Genomic DNA, 15,803 nt, shown 5'->3' on the forward strand with positions numbered 1-15,803 from the left:
GTTAACAATGGGGAAATTGGATTGATGTAGGAGCGTTCCTCGAATACAGCCAGACTGTTCTGCCCTTCAAGATGTTGCGTTAACAAATTGAAGCAGGCGGCCGGCACCCTGAGCCTTGGCGACTTGCAGGACCTGAAGCGTTATCTCGAAAACAAACGTTCCCTTGCCCCAACGCCACAGCCGTCTACCATCAACCAGACACAAATATTCGCCCCTCCCCCTCAAGTTGCAGGAGGTGCCTACCGAAACACTACTAATGGGCTCTAATTGCCAATACCCCGGGCAATGCGGCCAAGCCAGCAGACAAAATCTACACGGCTTGATTGTCCCTTTGACTGCCATCATCGGATTGCCAATACTCATGGCAACTTGACGTTACCCGCACGGAACAAGGAAAAACCCTTTGAAGCTGGAACTCAAAAACAGCTTGTCGGTGAAGTTGCTCCGGGTCGTGCTCCTGTCGGCATTGATCGTCGGTGTGGTGTTGAGCTGCGCGCAGATTGTTTTCGATGCTTATAAAACGCGCCAGGCCGTGGCCAATGATGCCCAGCGCATCCTCGACATGTTCCGCGACCCCTCGACCCAGGCGGTGTACAGCCTCGATCGGGAAATGGGTATGCAGGTTATCGAAGGCCTGTTCCAGGACGATGCCGTGCGCATGGCCTCCATCGGCCATCCCAATGAAGCCATGCTTGCGGAAAAAACCCGTGACTTGCAGCATTCTCACAGCCGTTGGCTGACCGACCTTATTCTGGGCCAGGAACGCACGTTCACCACGCAACTGGTGGGGCGCGGCCCCTATAGCGAGTATTACGGCGACCTCAGTATCACCCTCGACACCGCCACCTACGGTCAGAGTTTTATTGTCAGCTCGGTGATCATCTTCATCTCCGGCGTATTGCGGGCCATGGCCATGAGCCTGGTGCTGTACTTGGTCTATCACTGGCTGCTGACCAAACCGCTGTCACGGATCATCGAACACCTGACCAACGTCAATCCCGACCGTCCCAGCGAACACAAGATTCCACAACTCAAAGGCCACGAAAAGAACGAACTGGGGATCTGGATCAATACTGCCAACCAGTTGCTTGAGTCCATCGAACGTAATACCCACCTGCGCCACGAAGCCGAAAACAGCCTGTTGCGCATGGCGCAATACGATTTCCTCACCGGCCTGCCGAATCGCCAGCAATTGCAGCAGCAACTGGACAAGATTCTGGTAGACGCCGGTCGCCTGCAACGCCGGGTCGCCGTGCTGTGTGTGGGCCTGGATGATTTCAAAGGTATCAACGAGCAGTTCAGCTACCAGACCGGCGACCAATTGCTGCTGGCCCTGGCCGACCGTCTGCGTGCCCACAGTGGTCGTCTCGGCGCGCTCGCCCGCCTGGGGGGCGATCAGTTCGCGCTGGTTCAAGCCGATATCGAGCAACCCTACGAAGCCGCCGAGCTGGCACAAAGCATCCTCGATGACCTGGAAGCGGCGTTTGCCCTCGATCATCAGGAAATCCGCCTGCGCGCAACCATCGGCATCACCCTGTTCCCGGAAGATGGCGACAGCACCGAGAAGCTGTTGCAGAAAGCCGAACAGACCATGACCCTGGCCAAGACCCGTTCGCGCAATCGCTATCAGTTCTATATCGCCAGCGTCGACAGCGAAATGCGCCGTCGCCGCGAACTGGAAAAAGACCTGCGCGATGCCCTCACCCGCAATCAGTTCTATCTGGTTTATCAACCGCAGATCAGTTACCGCGATCAGCGGGTGGTCGGTGTCGAGGCGCTGATTCGCTGGCAACACCCGGAACATGGGCTGGTGCCGCCGGATCTGTTCATTCCGCTGGCCGAGCAGAACGGCACGATCATCGCCATCGGCGAATGGGTGCTGGACCAGGCCTGCCGACAACTGCGTGAATGGCACGACCAGGGGTTCAGCGACCTGCGCATGGCGGTCAACCTGTCCACTGTGCAACTGCACCACGCCGAGTTGCCGCGGGTCATCAACAACCTGATGCAAATGTATCGCCTGCCGCCGCGCAGCCTCGAGCTGGAAGTCACCGAGACCGGCTTGATGGAAGACATCAGCACCGCCGCACAACACCTGCTCAGCCTGCGCCGTTCGGGGGCCTTGATCGCTATCGACGACTTCGGGACCGGCTACTCATCGCTGAGTTATCTGAAAAGCCTGCCGCTGGACAAGATCAAGATCGACAAGAGCTTCGTTCAGGACCTGCTCGACGACGATGACGATGCAACTATCGTTCGCGCGATCATCCAGCTCGGCAAAAGCCTTGGCATGCAGGTGATCGCCGAGGGGGTGGAAACGGTCGAACAAGAGGCTTACATCATCTCTGAAGGCTGTCACGAAGGTCAGGGCTATTTCTACAGCAAACCGCTGCCTGCGCGAGAGCTGGCCGCTTATCTGAAACAGGCCCAACGCAGTAATGCGTTGATCTCGTGAGCTGACTCTATCCTGTAGCAGCTGCCGAAGGCTGCGTTCGGCTCGGTCCGCGCTCGGGCGCAGCAGTCGTAAACCCTGACGCCGCGATTAGCCTGACACAACGCATTACCTGATTTCACGACTGCTGCGCAGCCGAACGCCGGCTGCGCCAGCTGCTACAGGTGATGTGCAGGTGATTGCAGGTCATGTGCAGGCGCTACTGCGCTCCTAAACAAGACATATTTCCATCCGCGGCCCTTTACACATAATGCGAAAGATTTGCATTATGTCGCAGTTTTGCGCACCCCCGCGCCTGTCCATTATTTACCGAAGCAGGATGTTCGCCATGATTCGTATGCCTCTGGCTACCGCCAGTTTGCTGGCCATCGCTATTTCCCTCGCCGGTTGCGGCGAAGGTAAAGACAAGGCTGCTGCTCCTCAAGCGCCTACTCCGGCCACCAGCACTTCGGCACCTGCTGCGCCTGCCGCTACCGGAAAAGTCGATGAAGCCGCTGGCAAAGCCGTTGTCGCGCACTACGCCGACATGGTTTTTGCGGTCTTCAGCGATGCCGAATCCACTGCGAAAACCCTGCAAACGGCCATCGACGCCTTCCTCGCCAAACCGAATGCCGAGACCCTGAAAGCCGCTCGCGCAGCCTGGGTCGCTGCACGCGTGCCTTACCTGCAGAGTGAAGTATTCCGCTTCGGCAACACCATCATTGACGATTGGGAAGGTCAGGTTAACGCCTGGCCGCTCGACGAAGGCCTGATCGACTACGTCGACAAGAGCTACGAGCACGCATTGGGTAACCCGGGGGCCAACGCCAACATCATCGCCAACCCGATCATCCAGGTGGGCGAAGACAAGATCGACGTGACTGACATCACGCCGGAAAAACTCGCCAGCCTGAACGAACTGGGCGGTTCCGAAGCGAACGTCGCGACGGGTTATCACGCCATCGAATTCCTGCTCTGGGGCCAGGACCTGAACGGCACCGGCCCTGGTGCCGGCAACCGTCCGGCGTCGGACTACCTGGAAGGCGCCGGCGCTACCGGTGGCCACAACGATCGTCGTCGCGCTTACCTGAAAGCCGTGACCCAGTTGCTGGTCAGCGACCTGGAAGAAATGGTCGGCAACTGGAAGCCGAACGTGCCCGACAACTACCGCGCCGAGCTGGAAGCAGAACCGGCTGAAAGCGGTTTGCGCAAAATGCTCTTCGGCATGGGTAGCCTCTCGCTGGGCGAACTGGCGGGCGAGCGCATGAAAGTTTCCCTGGAAGCCAACTCCCCGGAAGACGAACAGGACTGCTTCAGCGACAACACCCACAACTCGCACTTCTACGATGCCAAAGGCATTCGTAACGTGTACCTGGGCGAATACACCCGCACCGACGGCACCAAAATGACCGGCGCCAGCCTGTCGTCGCTGGTGGCCAAAGCCGACCCGGCTGCCGATGCTGCGCTCAAGGCTGACCTGGCCACCACCGAGGCCAAAATCCAGGTCATGGTTGATCACGCCAACAAGGGTGAGCACTACGACCAGTTGATCGCTGCCGGTAATACCGCGGGCAACCAGATCGTGCGTGACGCCATTGCGGCTCTGGTCAAGCAGACCAGTGCAATCGAACTGGCTGCCGGCAAACTGGGCATCAGCGACCTGAACCCGGACAACGCCGATCACGATTTCTGATTAACGCTGACCGACCAATAAGGCGACCTTCGGGTCGCCTTTTTTATACCTGCTGCTTGCCCTGTAGGAGCAAGGCTTGCCCGCGATGAACGATAACGCGGTCAATCCGATGCACCGAGGCGCCTGCATCGCGAGCAAGCTTTGCTCCTACAAATGGGAGCAAACGATAATTCCTCTTATTCAAACTCCGCGGCCCTGTTAGACTTTGCGCCCTTGTTTGGCTCGTCTTTCAGGATTGCCGATGCCCTCGCTGCCTCTTCGCTTGTCTGCACTGCTTCTGGCCCTGGGCCTGAGTGCCTGCGATGACGCCCCGCGTTTCACCAAGGCCGAACCCGGTGAAGCCCGCTCCGGTGGCGCAGCGACCGTCAGAAAGACCGACCAGAATGCGTTCTCCCTGCCTTCAGCCAACCTCTCGCCGACCCGTCGGCTGGACTTCAGCGTCGGCAACAGTTTTTTCCGCAGCCCTTGGGTGATCGCCCCCTCGACCACCACCGCCCGCGATGGCCTCGGTCCGCTGTTCAACACCAACGCCTGCCAGAACTGCCATATCAAGGACGGTCGCGGTCATCCGCCGACGGCCGATTCCAATAATGCCGTGTCGATGCTGGTGCGTCTGTCGATCCCCAACGAGCCGGCCTATGCCAAGGTCATCGAGCACATGGGCGTGGTGCCTGAGCCGGTCTACGGCGGGCAACTCCAGGACATGGCCGTGCCCGGCGTCGCCCCCGAAGGCAAGGTTCGAGTCGACTATGATCCGCTCCCGGTGCGCTTTACCGACGGCACTGAAATCGAACTGCGTAAACCCAGGCTGCTGATCACCCAACTGGGCTACGGCCCGATGCATCCCGACACGCTTTTTTCCGCTCGGGTCGCCCCGCCGATGATTGGCCTCGGACTGCTCGAAGCCATCTCCGACGCAGATATCCTGGCCAACGCCGACGCCCAGGCTAAAGCCAAAAACGGCATCGCCGGACGTCCGAATCGGGTGTGGGATGACGCGCAACAAAAGACCGTTTTGGGGCGCTTTGGCTGGAAAGCCGGGCAACCGAATCTCAATCAGCAAAACGTTCACGCGTTTTCCGGTGATATGGGCCTTACGACCAGTCTGAGACCGTTCGATGATTGCACCCCGGCCCAGACCGACTGCCTGCAGGCGCCTAACGGCAATGGCCCGGATGGCGAGCCGGAAGTCAGCGACAACATCTTGCGCCTGGTGCTGTTCTATAGCCGTAACCTCGCCGTCCCGGCCCGCCGTGACGTCAACGGAGCGCAGGTTCTGGCCGGCAAAAACCTGTTCTATCAGGCCGGTTGCCAATCGTGCCACACGCCGAAATTCACCACCGCCGCGAATGCCGCAGAACCTGAACTGGCCAATCAAGTGATTCGCCCCTACAGCGACCTGCTGTTGCATGACATGGGCGAAGGCCTGGCCGATAACCGTAGCGAATTCCAGGCTTCAGGCCGCGACTGGCGCACCCCGCCGTTGTGGGGCATTGGCCTGACGCAAGCGGTCAGTGGCCACACGCAGTTTCTGCATGACGGCCGCGCCCGCAACCTGCTCGAAGCCGTGCTCTGGCACGGCGGTGAAGCACGCGCAGCGCAGCAGCAGGTTTTAGCGTTCAATGCCGAGCAGCGCGCTGCGTTGCTGGCCTTTTTGAATTCTCTTTGACGCATTTCCCATACGCTTTTGCCCATAAAAAGGGAGCCCGACATGTTCCGCCCCAAGCTGTTGTTCACCAGCCTTGCCGCACTCGTCCTGGGTGCCTGCTCGCCCCAGGACCCTCAAGCCGTCACCTCGGCAGCCATCGCCAAGCAAGTGATTCTGCCGACCTACAGTCGCTGGGTTGAAGCCGACCGCCAATTGGCCGCCAGTGCGCTGGCCTACTGCGAAGGCAAGGCAGACCTTGCAACAGCTCGCGCCGATTTCCTCCATGCACAAAAGGCCTGGGCACAATTGCAACCGCTGCTGGTTGGCCCACTGGCCGAAGGCAATCGCTCCTGGCAGGTGCAGTTCTGGCCGGACAAGAAAAACCTGGTCGGCCGTCAGGTCGAACAATTGGTCACCGCACAACCGCAGATCGATGCCGCTGCGCTGGCCAAATCCAGCGTCGTCGTGCAGGGCCTCTCGGCCTATGAGTACATTCTGTTCGACGAAAAAACCAACGTGGCCGACGCCGCGCAAAAAGCCCGTTACTGCCCACTGCTGACGGCCATCGGCGAGCGTCAGAAACAGCTGGCCGAAGAGATCCTCGCGAGCTGGAACAGCACCGACGGCATGCTGGCCCAGATGAGCAAATTCCCGAACCAGCGTTACGCCGACTCTCACGAAGCCATCGCCGATCTGCTCCGCGCTCAAGTGACGGCACTGGATACCCTGAAGAAAAAACTCGGCACGCCGATGGGGCGCCAGACCAAGGGCATTCCACAGCCGTTCCAGGCCGATGCATGGCGCAGTCATTCGTCGCTGCAAAGCATGCAATCGAGCCTGGCTGCCGCCCGGACGGTCTGGGTCGGTGTCGACAACAAGGGCCTGCGTGGCCTGTTGCCGGCCGAGCAAAAGCCGCTGGCGGACAAGATCGATGCCGCCTACGCCGCGTCGTTGAAACTGTTTGAAAGCAGCCAGCGCTCGCTGACCGAAATGCTCACCGACGATGCCGGTCGCCAGCAACTCAACGACCTTTACGACAGCCTCAACGTCGTCCATCGCCTGCACGAAGGTGAACTGGCCAAGGCGCTGGGCATCCAACTCGGCTTCAACGCCAACGACGGTGACTGATGAGGGGTAGCGCCATGCTGCGACGTCAGGCTCTGACATTAGGCAGTTTGTTGCTGGGCGCCGTGACGCTGGGCGGCTGGAAGCTGTTCAAGCAAAAGGACCACGGTCCTTTGCTGCTTTCGGCGCGCGACGACAGCGACGGCAAACATTACGCCGTCGGCTATCGGCTGGACGGCACTCGAGTGTTCGCCACCGAAGTCGGCCAACGCTGCCACGACATCATCAACCACCCAGCTCTGCCAATGGCCCTGTTCGTCGCGCGGCGGCCGGGCACCGAGAGTTATCTGGTCGATCTGCGTGACGGTGCGCTGCTGCAAACCGTGGTGTCGCAACCGAACCGGCACTTCTACGGTCACGCGGTTATTCATAAAAGCGGCGACTGGCTCTACGCCACCGAAAACGACACCAGCGACCCGGGTCGCGGCCTGCTCGGGGTGTACCGTTTCGAGGGTCAGCGATTGATTCACAGCGGTGAGATTTCCACCCACGGCATCGGCCCGCATCAAGTGTCATGGATGCCCGACGGTGAAACCCTGGTGGTGGCCAACGGCGGGATTCGTACCGAAGCCGAGAGCCGGGTCGAGATGAACCTCGACGCCATGCAACCCAGCCTGGTGCTGATGCAGCGCGATGGCACCCTGCTGAGCAAGGAAACCCTGGCCCAGCAGATGAACAGCGTGCGTCACATGGGGATCGCCAGCGACGGCACCATCGTCACCGGCCAGCAGTTCATGGGCGCCGCCCATGAATCATCCGAGCTGTTGGCGATCAAGCGTCCCGGCCAGCCCTTCGTCGCGTTCCCGGTCGCCGAGCACCAGTTGCAGGCCATGGGGCACTACACCGCAAGCGTCGCGGTGCACAGTGACTTGCGGCTGGTGGCGCTCACCGCACCACGCGGCAACCGTTTTTTCATCTGGGACCTGGACAGCGGCGAAGTGCGCCTCGATGCACCGCTGCCCGACTGCGCCGGTGTCGGGGCAGTGGCCGATGGCTTTGTCGTGACCTCGGGGCAAGGGCGTTGCCGTTTCTATGATTGTCGCCAGACACCGCTGCTGGCCAAGCCCCTCGAACTCCCCGCAGGGCTTTGGGATAACCACCTGCATCTGGTTTGAAACCTGCGCTGCCAAATTGATCGTTCCCACTCTCAATCTGGCCTGATACCCCTGTAGCAGCTGGCGCAGCCTGCGTTCGAGCGCGAAGCGGTCGTAAATCCTGCAGCCACGGTTGAGCCTGACACACCGCGGCGCATGATTTTACGACTGCTGCGCCCGAGCGCGGACCGAGCCGAACGCAGCCTTCGGCAGCTGCTACGGGTCAGGTGTGACCGCCGAGAGAATGCTGTCTGGAATCACCCGCATACACGGAGTAATGTCTGGTCTGTCTCGCCTGATTTTTTCCAAGGAAGTGGAATATGCTGCGTCGCCGCATGCTGATCATGTTGGGTGTCGTGCTGTTGATCATCCTGATGCTGGGAGGCTACAAGGCCTTCTCCATCTACAAGATGATCCAGACCTTCGCTGTGCCAAGACCACCGGTGAGCGTTGCCGTGGCCACGGCCACCGAACGGCCCTGGCAATCGCGCTTGCCCACGGTCGGCACACTCAAGGCGCTGCAAGGGGTCAACCTGAGCCTGGAGATTGCCGGTACGGTCAAGGACGTGCAGTTCGAATCCGGGCAGAAGGTCAAGGCCGGCCAACCGCTCGTGCAACTCGACAGCGCCGTTGAAAGCGCCCTGCTGGAAACCGCCCAGGCCGACCTGGGCCTGGCGCAACTCGATTACGGCCGCGGCAGCCAACTGGTCGGCAGTCAGGCGATCTCCAAGGGCGAGTTCGACCGGCTCACCGCGGTGCTCGCCAAGAACAAGGCCACCGTCAATCAGCTCAAGGCTGCGCTGGCGAAGAAACACATCGTTGCGCCCTTCAGCGGCACCATCGGCATTCGTCAGGTGGACGTCGGCGACTTCCTGCCCAGCGGCACGGTCATCGCCACCCTGCAGAACTTGAGTAGCCTTTACGTCGACTTCTTCGTACCGGAACAAATGGTGCCGAAAATCGCCCTCGGCCAGGCGGTTCAAGTCGCGGTCCCGGCCTACCCGACACAGAACTTCCCCGGTGCCATCAGCGCGATCAACCCCAAGGTCGAAAGCAGCACCCGCAACGTGCAGGTACGTGCCACCCTGGCCAACCCGGACGGCACATTGCTGCCGGGCATGTTCGCCAGCCTGCAGGTCATGTTGCCGGACCCGCAACCCAGAATCGTCGTACCGGAAGGCGCGATCACCTACACCCTCTATGGCAACTCTCTCTACGTGGTCGCCCAGAAGAAGGACGCGAACGGCAACGTCGAGAAAGACGACCAGGGCCAGCCGATCCTGATCGCCGAACGGCGCTTCATCGAAACCGGCGAGCGTCGCGAAGGCCTGGTGATGATCAACAAAGGCTTGCAGAACGGCGAGCAAGTGGTCAGTGCCGGTCAGATCAAACTCGACAACGGCACGCACATTGTCGTCAGCCCCGACAAGAACCTGCCAACTGAACAGACCAGCCAACCGCGCACGAACTGATCAAGGAATTCCCATGGCTTTTACCGATCCGTTCATTCGCCGCCCGGTGCTCGCCACCGTGGTCAGCCTGCTGATTGTGCTGCTGGGTTTCCAGGCCTGGAGCAAACTACCGCTGCGCCAATATCCGCAAATGGAAAACGCGCTGATCACGGTGACCACGGCCTACCCCGGCGCCAACGCCGAAACCATTCAGGGCTACATCACCCAACCCTTGCAGCAAAGCCTGGCCAGCGCCGAAGGCATCGACTACATGACTTCGGTCAGCCGCCAGAACTTCTCGGTGATTTCAATCTATGCGCGCATCGGCTCCAACAGCGACCGGTTGTTCACCGAGCTGCTGGCCAAGGCCAACGAGGTCAAGAACAAGCTGCCCAAAGACGCTGAAGACCCGGTGCTGAGCAAGGAGGCCGCAGGTGCCTCGGCGCTGATGTACATGAGTTTTTACAGCAAGGAATTGAGCAACCCGCAGATCACCGACTACCTGTCGCGGGTGATCCAGCCCAAGCTCGCCACCCTTCCCGGCATGGCTGAAGCCGCCATTCTCGGCAATCAGGTGTTTGCCATGCGCCTTTGGCTAGACCCGGTAAAACTCGCCGGTTTCGGCTTGAGCGCCAGTGATGTCGGTAATGCAGTGCGCCAGTACAACTTTCTGTCCGCTGCCGGTGAAGTCAAAGGCGAGTACGTCGTCACCAGCATCAATGCCAACACTGAATTGAAGAGCGCCGAAGCCTTCGCCGCCATTCCGCTGAAAATCGACGGCGACAGCCGGGTACTGCTCAGCGACGTGGCGCGCGTGGAAATGGGCGCCGAGAACTACAACTCCGTCAGCTCCTTTGGCGGTACGCCGTCGGTGTACATCGGGATCAAGGCCACACCAGCTGCCAACCCGCTGGACGTCATCAAGGAAGTGCGCAAGCTCATGCCGGAGCTGGAATCCCAGCTGCCCCCCACTCTCAAGGCTGAAATCGCCTACGACGCCACGTTGTTCATTCAGGCCTCGATCAACGAAGTGGTGAAAACCCTCTTCGAAGCCGTGCTGATCGTGATTGTCGTGGTGTTCCTGTTCCTTGGCGCGCTGCGTTCGGTATTGATCCCGGTGGTGACCATTCCGTTGTCGATGATCGGTGTGATGTTCTTCATGCAACTGATGGGCTACTCGATCAACCTGCTGACGTTGCTGGCGATGGTGCTGGCCATCGGCCTGGTGGTGGACGACGCCATCGTCGTGGTCGAAAACATTCACCGACACATAGAAGAAGGTAAATCGCCGCTGAGCGCTGCCCTCGAAGGCGCCCGGGAAATCGCCATGCCGGTGGTCTCGATGACCATCACCCTGGCGGCGGTCTATGCGCCCATCGGCTTTCTGACGGGCCTGACCGGTGCTCTGTTCAAGGAGTTCGCGCTGACCCTGGCCGGCGCCGTGGTGATCTCCGGGATCGTTGCCCTGACGCTGTCGCCAATGATGTGCGCACTGCTTTTGCGTCACGATGAAAACCCGTCCGGCCTGGCCCATCGCCTCGATCTGATTTTCGAAGGGCTCAAGCGTCGTTATCAAAGTGTCCTGCACGGCACGCTCAATACCCGGCCGGTGGTGCTGGTGTTCGCCGTGATCGTGCTGTGCCTGATCCCGGTACTGCTCAAGTTCACCAAGTCGGAATTGGCACCGGATGAAGACCAGGGCGTCATTTTCATGATGGCCAACGCCCCGCAAACGGCCAACCTGGATTACCTGAATACCTACACCGACGAATTCCTCGCGATATTCAAGGTGTTTCCCGAGTACTACTCGTCCTTCCAGATCAACGGATTCAATGGCGTGCAGTCAGGTATTGGCGGTTTCCTGCTCAAACCCTGGAATGAGCGCAAACGAACCCAGATGCAGATTCTGCCTGAGGTGCAGCAAAAGCTTTCGAGCATCGCCGGCCTACAAATCTTCGGCTTCAACCTGCCCTCTCTTCCGGGCACGGGTGAAGGCTTGCCGTTCCAGTTTGTGATCAACACCGCCAATGACTACGAGCCATTGCTGGAGCTGGTCAATCGGGTGAAGAAGCGTGCCCTGGAGTCCGGCAAGTTCGCGTTCCTCGACATCGACCTGGCCTTCGACAAGCCCGAAGTGGTGGTGGATATCGACCGCGCCAAGGCCGCTCAAATGGGCGTCTCGATGGAGGATCTGGGCGTGACACTGTCGACGTTGCTGGCAGAAGCCGAGATCAACCGCTTCACCATCGAGGGGCGCAGTTACAAGGTCATCGCCCAGGTCGAACGGCCTTACCGGGACAATCCCGAGTGGCTGAGCAGCTACTACGTTAAAAACACCAAGGGTGAACTGTTGCCCCTGTCGACCTTGATCAACATCAGTGACCGCGCACGACCGCGACAGCTGAATCAGTTCCAGCAACTCAACTCAGCGATTCTTTCCGGCGTTTCGACGGTCAGCATGGGTGAGGCAATCGATACCGTGCGCCAGATCGCCAAAGAGGAAGCACCACCGGGTTATGCTTTCGATTACGGCGGCGCCTCGCGGCAGTTCGTTCAGGAAGGCAGCGCCTTGTGGGTGACCTTTGCCTTGGCACTGGCGATCATTTTCCTGGTGCTGGCGGCGCAGTTCGAAAGTTTCCGCGATCCATTGGTGATTCTGGTGACCGTGCCACTGTCGATTTGCGGTGCACTGATCCCGTTGTTCCTGGGCTGGTCGAGCATGAACATCTACACCCAGGTCGGGCTGGTGACCTTGATCGGACTGATCAGCAAACACGGGATCCTGATCGTCCAGTTCGCCAACCAGTTGCGCAGGGACAAGGGCCTGACGCCCCGCGAAGCCGTGGAGCAAGCGGCAGCCATTCGCCTGCGTCCGGTATTGATGACCACGGCCGCCATGGTCTTCGGCATGGTGCCGTTGATCATCGCCACTGGCGCGGGAGCCGTCAGCCGCTACGATATCGGGATGGTGATCGCCACGGGCATGTCGATCGGGACACTGTTCACGCTGTTCGTGCTGCCCTGCATCTACACGCTGCTGGCCAAGCCCGACAAACCGTAAATACGGACTCCGCGCAGGAGATTATGCGTTACGGCGGTTGAGCCATCTCAAAAGCAAAAAGCCTCGCGCATGCGAGGCCTTTGATGTGGGCCAAGAGGTTTCAACTCTGGTGTTTCATTCCCTGAGTCATGCCAAGCATGAACAAGAACAGCTCATCATTTTCGGAGTGGGTCACTGTGGATGACTTCGTAGTCCGTGGTAGCGGACAATGCACGCCGCCATTCTTTGCACTGAGAACTTGCGTACGTGGCTGCTCCAGGCCGACCACCGCCAATGAAACAACTGCCAAGGCTCCTGCCAAAAATAGCCCCCTAGCAATTTCTAGTTTCATCGCTACAAACCTTTGATAGAGCTGCCAAACGCCTTCTTATAAAAATAGATGAGCTTCGCCCAATCCGCCGAGCCCCACGACGAGTGGCGGCGCAGCTGTTTCATGTCATGCGAAGCCGCTTGCTGGCGAGTCAGGCGCTGACGGCACTTCTCCAGATCGAGTAACGCCACTTCGGCCCTGGCGGCGTCACCTTCACCGGTCACGCGCACAAAAACATGCTTGATATACAAGCAGCTATGCTGCCAGCGCCCCTTGTGCATCCGCGCCAGGTTCTCGGCCAGGTCTTGCAGCACCCGCTCATGCAACGCCTCACCATGACGCTCGCGCCCACCGCTGGCATACCAGTCTTCAATCTCGACAAAGCCGTCCAGTGCGGCAGTCACCAACAACGCTCGCCACTGATGCACCGGATCACGCTGGGCGCCACAGAACACCAGCTCAGGCACTCGAACATTCAGCGAACGGAGGCCGTTCAGCGCATCAAGCTCACGTAACACCGTCGGACGACCAAACGGGTGCAACCAGCTACGGTAAATATGCCCTGTCTGGCGCTTGGCATAGAGCAGCCGGTCATGGGGGGCACGAATCCGCTGTACGCCACTTTCCCCGCCTCTCCGCACGTTGGGCTCTTCCACCCATTCACCGCGCTGATTCCAGAAATAATTGAAGCGGTCTGCAGGAGCGACTTCCATTTCCGATGCCTGTTCAACTGCCATCCTTCTACCTCTTTCGTAATATATAAACGCGCCGCATGCCATAGAGCGGGATACAGTCCAAATGTTCCTGAACCCGAAAATCCGCCTGCTTGAACTCCGCTTCTACGGTCGCGACCGTGGCATCAAGCGTCCGGCTTGCCCAGCTCGACATAAAAGCGGCAGCCGTTGGGCTCCATGGTGCTGAGACTGACGCTCCAGCCCTGGTTTTCACAAATTCTCTGCACCAGCGACAGGCCCAGCCCAAGCCCGTCCCCACGCTTCTCGCCACCGCGTACAAACGGCTCGAACATCGCTTCACGCTTCTCTTCGGGAATACCGACGCCGCTGTCTTCGACCAGAAAACCGCAGGGCAGAATGGTCAAGCGAATAAACCCGCTGTCGGTGTAGTGCAAGGCATTACGCAACAGGTTGCCCATGACCGCGTGCAGGAATGTCGCGTTATAGCGCGTATCCGTCGGGTTGCCGGGTTCATAAAACAGCGTGAGACCCTTGTCTTCGATCGGCTCGCGCCACAGGCCGAGCAAGTCCTCGGCCACCTGCCCCAGGGTCTGTTGCGGCGACATGCTGGCATCTTCGCGCTGGGCGCGGGCGAGCATCAGGAAGGTCTGGACCAGTTCGCGCATCTCTTCACAGGCACGAGCAATCCTCTCGACCTGGTTGCGACTGCGCTGATCGAGGTCCGGGTTCTCCAGCAACAGCTCACAGGAGCTGGCCAATACCATCAACGGGGTGCGCAGTTCGTGACTGACGTCGCTGGTGAACAGCCGTTCGCGACTCAGCGCCTGGCGCAATCGGCCCAGCGTGGCGTCGAAGGCGACGGCCAGTTCACCGACTTCATCAGCGGCATAGTCCGGCGCCAGGGGCGGTGCCAGGCCGAGCAGTTGATCGCGGTGACGCACCTGGCGCGCCAGCCGGACCACCGGCGCCATGACCTTGCGCGCGAGCACCCAGCCGAGGAACACCGCCAATGCCAGACTTAATACAAACCCCACCAGTACCACGGCAAACAGCACTCGCTCGCGCTCTTCGAAATCGCTTTGATCCTGCAGCAGGACGTAACGTCGGCCGTCAACGATCTCGACGAGCGCGTGGTATGACAGTTGCTCGCGAAATACTTCATGAAAGCCCGCATTCAGATGCCGCAGGTCCCTGGGCAAGTCAAAGTCGCCAGGGCCGCCACTGAAGTAGAACAACTGATCGGGTTCGGGACGATGACTCCAGTCGGCCATACTGTCCATCAACAGCAACCGCTGTAAATCGCCACCCAGGCCTGCTGAAATCAGCTTTTCTTCGACCAGATGCACGGTCGCCACGATGCCAATGGCGAATGCCCCCGCCACCAACGCACTCATCAAGGCAAAGGCAATAATGATCCGCTGAGCAAGGCTCTGCTTAAACTCCATCACGCCCCTCGGCCAGGCGATAGCCGACGCCGTGCACGGTTTGCAGCAAGGGTTTGGCGAACGGCTTGTCGATCACCTGACGCAACTGATGGACGTGACTGCGCAGGCTGTCGCTGTCTGGACAGTCGTCACCCCAAAGGGCTTCTTCGAGTATTTCGCGACGCAAGACGTGCGGGCTTTTCTGCATCAACACCGCCAGCAGCTTGAGGCCTACCGGGTTGAGTTTCAGCAGACGACCTTCGCGGGTCACTTCCAGCGTGTCGAGGTCGTAGCTCAGATCGCCAACCTGCAGGGCACGGCGACCGCCACCCTGGGTACGGCGCATGACCGCCTCGATGCGCGCCGCCAGTTCAGACAGGGCAAACGGTTTGACCAGGTAATCATCGGCGCCGGACTTGAAGCCCTGCAACCGGTCATCCAGTTGGTCACGGGCGGTCAGCATGATCACCGGGGTATCGCGCCGGGCATCTTCACGCAGGCGTTTGCACAGGGTGTAACCATCGATACCGGGCAGCATGATGTCGAGCACGATCAGGTCGTAATGCTCGGTGGCCGCCAGGTGCAGACCTGACAAACCGTCCTGCGCGCAATCCACGGTATAGCCTTTAAGCCCCAGGTAATCAGCCAGATTGGCGAGGATGTCGCGGTTGTCTTCAACCAATAGAATTCGCATGGGCACTTGCTCCGTACACAGTTACGGCCGTCTTGGACCGCGCAGCTTAAGGCCAAGAGTGGCTCAGGGATAGATCTGTTGATCCAAACCCTGTCAGGGAAGGTACTGCAGACCCCTGCCGATATGTTACAGCCATAAAAAAACCCCGCAGGCTTTACGCCAGCGGGGTTTTTTCGT

11 protein-coding genes and 1 pseudogene are annotated in these 15,803 nt (G+C 59.7%); 7 read left to right on the top strand and 5 right to left on the bottom strand.

The window, feature by feature from the left end:
• Positions 1-403: 403 nt before the first annotated feature.
• From AABM55_RS23285 to AABM55_RS23315, 7 genes are all read left to right on the top strand, one after another.
• Positions 404-2,455, top strand: a complete 2,052-nt coding sequence (locus tag AABM55_RS23285) for an EAL domain-containing protein (protein ID WP_347927886.1) — start codon at positions 404-406, stop codon at positions 2,453-2,455.
• A gap of 325 nt (positions 2,456-2,780) precedes the next feature.
• Positions 2,781-4,124: an imelysin family protein gene (locus tag AABM55_RS23290; protein WP_054593781.1), complete on the top strand. Its 1,344-nt coding sequence runs from the start codon at positions 2,781-2,783 to the stop codon at positions 4,122-4,124.
• Between the two features lie 241 nt (positions 4,125-4,365).
• Positions 4,366-5,793, top strand: a complete 1,428-nt coding sequence (locus AABM55_RS23295) for a di-heme oxidoredictase family protein (protein ID WP_347927887.1) — start codon at positions 4,366-4,368, stop codon at positions 5,791-5,793.
• Positions 5,794-5,835: 42 nt separating this feature from the next.
• Complete coding sequence (locus AABM55_RS23300; protein ID WP_054593783.1) at positions 5,836-6,900, top strand: imelysin family protein; 1,065 nt, start codon at positions 5,836-5,838, stop codon at positions 6,898-6,900.
• A gap of 14 nt (positions 6,901-6,914) precedes the next feature.
• Entirely contained in the window at positions 6,915-8,012 is a 1,098-nt protein-coding gene (locus AABM55_RS23305; protein ID WP_054593784.1) for a DUF1513 domain-containing protein, read from the top strand.
• A 299-nt stretch (positions 8,013-8,311) separates the two neighbouring features.
• Positions 8,312-9,463 (top strand): efflux RND transporter periplasmic adaptor subunit, encoded by a 1,152-nt coding sequence (locus AABM55_RS23310; RefSeq protein WP_347927888.1) that lies wholly within the window; start codon positions 8,312-8,314, stop codon positions 9,461-9,463.
• Between the two features lie 13 nt (positions 9,464-9,476).
• A complete protein-coding gene (locus AABM55_RS23315; RefSeq protein WP_103315084.1) occupies positions 9,477-12,503 on the top strand; it encodes a multidrug efflux RND transporter permease subunit in 3,027 nt (1,008 codons plus the stop codon).
• A gap of 100 nt (positions 12,504-12,603) precedes the next feature.
• Here the strand turns inward: AABM55_RS23315 and AABM55_RS23320 are convergent, their stop codons facing one another.
• The 5 genes and pseudogenes from AABM55_RS23320 to colR all read right to left on the bottom strand — a co-directional run bounded on the left by AABM55_RS23320 (position 12,604) and on the right by colR (position 15,626).
• A complete protein-coding gene (locus tag AABM55_RS23320; RefSeq protein ID WP_054593787.1) occupies positions 12,604-12,834 on the bottom strand; it encodes a hypothetical protein in 231 nt (76 codons plus the stop codon).
• 2 nt (positions 12,835-12,836) lie between these two features.
• Positions 12,837-13,550: a lipopolysaccharide kinase InaA family protein gene (locus AABM55_RS23325; RefSeq protein WP_054593788.1), complete on the bottom strand. Its 714-nt coding sequence runs from the start codon at positions 13,548-13,550 to the stop codon at positions 12,837-12,839.
• Positions 13,551-13,554: 4 nt separating this feature from the next.
• Positions 13,555-13,662: pseudogene (locus AABM55_RS23330) on the bottom strand (SAM-dependent methyltransferase); the annotation flags it as partial.
• A 10-nt stretch (positions 13,663-13,672) separates the two neighbouring features.
• Complete coding sequence (locus AABM55_RS23335) at positions 13,673-14,953, bottom strand: HAMP domain-containing sensor histidine kinase (RefSeq protein WP_054593789.1); 1,281 nt, start codon at positions 14,951-14,953, stop codon at positions 13,673-13,675.
• Positions 14,943-15,626 carry a two-component system response regulator ColR gene (gene colR / locus AABM55_RS23340; RefSeq protein WP_054593790.1) on the bottom strand — a complete coding sequence of 228 codons (684 nt, stop codon included), beginning with the start codon at positions 15,624-15,626 and terminating at the stop codon, positions 14,943-14,945. The genes AABM55_RS23335 and colR overlap by 11 nt, the downstream gene beginning before the upstream one ends.
• Positions 15,627-15,803: the final 177 nt, after the last annotated feature.

This window comes from Pseudomonas helvetica, from assembly GCF_039908645.1.
Lineage (GTDB): Bacteria > Pseudomonadota > Gammaproteobacteria > Pseudomonadales > Pseudomonadaceae > Aquipseudomonas > Aquipseudomonas helvetica.

Bases quoted from the DNA above. Each gene is read 5' to 3' on its own strand.
- AABM55_RS23335 (WP_054593789.1), bottom strand. From the start codon at position 14,953: ATGGAGTTTAAGCAGAGCCTTGCTCAGCGGATCATTATTGCCTTTGCC.
- AABM55_RS23310 (WP_347927888.1), top strand. From the start codon at position 8,312: ATGCTGCGTCGCCGCATGCTGATCATGTTGGGTGTCGTGCTGTTGATC.
- AABM55_RS23295 (WP_347927887.1), top strand. From the start codon at position 4,366: ATGCCCTCGCTGCCTCTTCGCTTGTCTGCACTGCTTCTGGCCCTGGGC.
- AABM55_RS23325 (WP_054593788.1), bottom strand. From the start codon at position 13,550: ATGGCAGTTGAACAGGCATCGGAAATGGAAGTCGCTCCTGCAGACCGC.
- colR (WP_054593790.1), bottom strand. From the start codon at position 15,626: ATGCGAATTCTATTGGTTGAAGACAACCGCGACATCCTCGCCAATCTG.
- AABM55_RS23315 (WP_103315084.1), top strand. From the start codon at position 9,477: ATGGCTTTTACCGATCCGTTCATTCGCCGCCCGGTGCTCGCCACCGTG.
- AABM55_RS23290 (WP_054593781.1), top strand. From the start codon at position 2,781: ATGATTCGTATGCCTCTGGCTACCGCCAGTTTGCTGGCCATCGCTATT.
- AABM55_RS23300 (WP_054593783.1), top strand. From the start codon at position 5,836: ATGTTCCGCCCCAAGCTGTTGTTCACCAGCCTTGCCGCACTCGTCCTG.
- AABM55_RS23320 (WP_054593787.1), bottom strand. From the start codon at position 12,834: ATGAAACTAGAAATTGCTAGGGGGCTATTTTTGGCAGGAGCCTTGGCA.
- AABM55_RS23305 (WP_054593784.1), top strand. From the start codon at position 6,915: ATGCTGCGACGTCAGGCTCTGACATTAGGCAGTTTGTTGCTGGGCGCC.